Origin of the sequence: Natronococcus sp. (assembly GCF_047921035.1) — an archaeon.
Taxonomy (GTDB): domain Archaea; phylum Halobacteriota; class Halobacteria; order Halobacteriales; family Natrialbaceae; genus Natronococcus.
Map to the genome: position 1 here is coordinate 1 of NZ_JBLRWX010000170.1, position 4,066 is coordinate 4,066.

General features: G+C 66.4%; 3 protein-coding genes. All 3 read right to left on the reverse strand.

Features of this window, described 5'->3' with window-relative positions; genetic code table 11:
- Window positions 1-1,259 (reverse strand): ABC transporter ATP-binding protein (locus tag ACNA7R_RS19475; RefSeq protein WP_416285182.1); only part of this gene is annotated, 1,259 nt, incomplete at its 3' end.
- Complete coding sequence (locus ACNA7R_RS19480) at window positions 1,259-2,992, reverse strand: ABC transporter permease (protein ID WP_416285183.1); 1,734 nt, start codon at window positions 2,990-2,992, stop codon at window positions 1,259-1,261. The genes ACNA7R_RS19475 and ACNA7R_RS19480, both read right to left, overlap by 1 nt.
- A complete protein-coding gene (locus tag ACNA7R_RS19485) occupies window positions 2,989-4,047 on the reverse strand; it encodes an ABC transporter permease (RefSeq protein WP_416285185.1) in 1,059 nt (352 codons plus the stop codon). The genes ACNA7R_RS19480 and ACNA7R_RS19485 overlap by 4 nt, the downstream gene beginning before the upstream one ends.
- Window positions 4,048-4,066 lie beyond the last annotated feature (19 nt).

Below are 4,066 nucleotides of genomic sequence, written 5' to 3' on the forward strand. Positions count from 1 at the left end.
GCGGTGTGATCGGTCGCCCCCTCCTCGACGGGGACGGAGACGGGGTGGACCGCCTCGCAGTCCTCGAACGCCTTCGGACAGCGCGGCGCGAACCGACAGGACGTCGCCGGCTGGTTCGGCGTCGGTACGTTCCCCTCGATCGTCTGGAGCCGATCGCCCTCCTGTCGCCCCGGAATCGACTGCAACAGCCCGCGAGTGTAGGGGTGTCTCGGATCCTCGAACAGGTCGTTTACGCCCGCGGTCTCGACGATCTCGCCGGCGTACATGACGTTCACGCGGTGACTGATCTCCGCGATGACGCCCATGTCGTGGGTGATGAACATCATCGCGAGATCCCGCTCCTCCTGAAGCTCCGCGAGCAGATCGAGGATCTGGGCCTGGATGGTGACGTCGAGCGCCGTCGTCGGCTCGTCGCAGATCAACAGCTCCGGCTCGCAGGCGAGCGCCATCGCGATCACCGCCCGCTGGCGCATCCCGCCCGAGAACTGGTGGGGGTACTCGTTGACCCGGCGGCGGGCGTCGGGAATGCCGACGTCCTCGAGCAGTTCGGCCGCCTTTCGCGTCGCGGCCTCGCCGCGCAGCCCCTGGTGCAGGCGCAGCGCCTCCTTGATCTGGTTGCCGACGGTGTAGACGGGGTTGAGGCTCGTCAGCGGGTCCTGGAACACCATCGCGATCCGACCGCCGCGCATGCGCCGCTGTGACTCGCCGTCGAGCCGCGTGAGCTCGACGAACCCGTCCGCGATCGAGTCGGGCGACGCCGGGGACCCCTCCGTGACGAACACGCAGTCGTCGCCGTCGATCCCGAGGACGTCGCCGTAGCCGGCGGCCACGACGTCCGCGAGCGGAACGTCCGCGGCGCGCTCGTAGCCGAGGTCCGTCGGCTCGGCGTCGACCGCCGCTCGGTCGAACAGCTCGACCGGATCGTACTCGGCCCGCAGCGACTCGAGGTCGACGGTCCGGTCGGGGAACGCCTCGGCGTACTCCCGGACGGTCTCGAGGTGGCCGAACCGAATGCTGCTCCCCTCGAGGACGTACCCCGGGGAGTCGATCAGCCCCATTATCGAGCGGGCGGTGACGCTCTTCCCTGAGCCACTCTCGCCGACGATGCCGACCGTCTCGCCCGGTCGGATGTCGAAGCTCACGTCGTCGACGGCCCGGATCGTCTCCTTCTCGGTGAAGAACGTCGTCTGTAGGTTCCGCACCTCGAGGATCGGTTCCCCGCGCCCGGAGGTCTCCGCGACCGATTGCTCGAGGGACATCAGCCACCACCTCCGGCGGCCGCGGCACCGGTGTCGTCCGTCTTGGCGTCGCCGGCGGCGGTTTCCGGATCGATCGCGTCGCGAAGCCCGTCGCCGAGCGCGTTGAAGGCGGTGACCACGAGGACGATCATCAGCCCCGGGACCGTCGCGACGTGCCACGACGACGTCGAGACGTAGGCCTCGCCGTCGCTGATGAGCCGTCCCCACTCGGGGGTCGGGGCGTTGATACCCAAGCCGAGGAACGAGAGGGCGGCGGTGAAGATGATAACGCCGCCGAGCAGCAGGGAGCCGTAGATCATGATGTATCCGGCGATGTACGGAGCCATGTGCTTACGCATTGTGTTCGCCGGCGTCTGGCCGTAGCTCTTGGCGGCGTCGACCCACTCCTCCTCGGCGACCTGCAGGGAGGGACCGCGGATCGACCGCCACATCCCCGGCCAGTAGACGAACGCGAAGATCAATCCGAGGAGCACGCCCCCGTTGAGCGGCTCCGCGAGTACGTGATCGCCCTGGTCGAAGATCACCGACAGCATCATCACCAGCAGGAACGCCGGAATCGAGATGATCGTGTCGCTGGCGATCACGGTCAGCACGTCGACGGCGCCCTTGTAGTAGGCGGTCAGCAGCGACATCGTGACCGCGATCAGCCCGCCGAGACCGATCGCCAGCAGTCCGATCACGAGCGAGGTCTGTGCGCCGTAGGCGAGATGGGTGAGCAGATCCTGCCCGTTCGGCGTGGTTCCCAGCGGCGCCCAGCGGTCGTAGTCGTCGTAGCTCATCGGTCCGATCGTGGTCTGACCGTCCGACTGGCTGTCGAGGTTCGCGTCCCCGACCGTCGTCGTGGCGACCTCGCCGTCTTCGAGGTACTGCACCTCGTAGGAGTACGGCGAGTAGATGTTCTGTTCGGCCGGTGCCGGACTCACGGCCGGCGCCCACAGGGCCGTAACGATGAACAGCACGACGACGAGCAGGCCGAACAGCCCCCAGTAGTGGTTTCGGAACCGGGCGAACGTGTCGTCGCGGGGCGTCCAGTCGGCCTGGCGGTAGTGGGTCCGGAAGACGTTGTACCCCTTCCAGGTCCAGCCGACGACGGCGAAGGCGTAGCCGTAGACGAGCAGCACTCGGATCCCCCACGCGACTGCGGGCGAGAGTCCGAGGAAGGTTCCCTCCCACCCGCCGTCGGGCGTCCGGTGGCCCTGGTTCGAGATGAGTTCGTGGCTGGTGATCGTCGGAAGCGACGACAGCAGATCGAACGGCGCGGTGACCGCGGTCCTGAGGAGTCCCCCGACCGGCGTGAACAGCAACACGACCAGCACGGCCGCCAGCAGCACCGTCAGCCCGGCCTGCTCGAGCAGGGTTCGCGTCCGCGACGTCCCGACGTCGAGCCGATCCGCGACGCTCCAGGGAACGAACCGGAGGATCAGCGTGGCGATCCCGAACAGCATCAGCAGCGTCACAGCGTCGTTGACGAGGTAGCCGACCAGCGGTATCGTCGCGTCGGCGACGTTGCCGGCGATCCAGCCCGGAATCGCGGCCGCCCCGTCGAACACGAACTCGACGGCCGAGCCGATCCCCGTCAGCCAGCCGGCGATGCGTCCCAGCTCGAGCGCGACCAGCAGCGCGGCCCCGGCCAGCCAGAACAGGGCTGGTCCCGGGTTCTCCGCGATCCGCTCGCGCAGCAGGGTCTCTTCGGGATCCGGTTCGCTCGTGTCGGCCGTCGTTCTCGTGCTCATCGTTCGTACCCCACTCGTGGATCGATAATCGTGAACAGGAAGTCCTGTAAGATGTTCAGGAAGATGATGATCAGCGTGAAAATAAACAGTAACGCGCCGGCCAGCGGCAGGTCACCCTGTACCATCGCGAGGAAGAAGATCCTGCCGAGCCCGTTGATGTTGAAGATCGATTCGACGATAACCGAGCCGCCGATCAGCAGGAACGCCTCGTTGGTGATGACCGGCACGAGCGGGATGAGCGCGTTTCTGAAGGCGTGTTTCCAGACGATGACGCGCTCGGTCAGCCCCTTCGCTCTGGCCGTCTCGACGTAGTTGGAGTTGATCGTCTCGAGGATCGCCGTCCGCCCGATACGCAGCTCGGCCGCCATCGACGCGGAGCCAAGCACCAGCGCGGGCGGCAGGATGAGCTTGATGTCGACGGCGAGTGCGCCCCAGTCGATTCCGGTCGGGTACGGGACGGGTCCGACCAGGTTCGACCACGAGAGAAAGGCCAGGTTCGGGGTTCCGGTAATGCTTCTGATCTCCGGTCCGAACGTGTACCAGTCGAAACCGAACCAGCCGCCACCCTGGGTCTGGCGCAATACCGCAAGCAGGATGATACACAGCCAGAAGTTCGGCATCGCCTGCCAGAGGATACCGCTCACGGAGGCGGTGTAGTCGCCCCAGCTATTGGGTCGGAGTCCCGCGTAGAACCCGAGCGGGATCCCGATAAACAGCGGCAGGAGGATCGCCCAGAAGCCGAGCCACAGCGTCGGTGGCCCCGAGTTCATGACGATCGTGGTGATCTGCCAGTCGGCGAAGACGACCCAGGACTGGCCCAGATCGAGCACCAGGAAGTCGGTGACGAAGTCGACGTACTGTTCCCAGAGCGGATCGTTGAGGCCGAGCCGCTCTCGCATCCGTTCGGCCTCCGCACCGGTCGCTTCGGGACCGAGCCTGGCGGCGACGGGATCGACCGGACCCATTCGCAGGAGGACGAAAATAAACGTCAACACCAGGAACAGAACCGGGATCGACAACAGCAGTCGTCTGAAGAAGTATCCCCACCTGCTCATGAGAGATCACGAACAACGT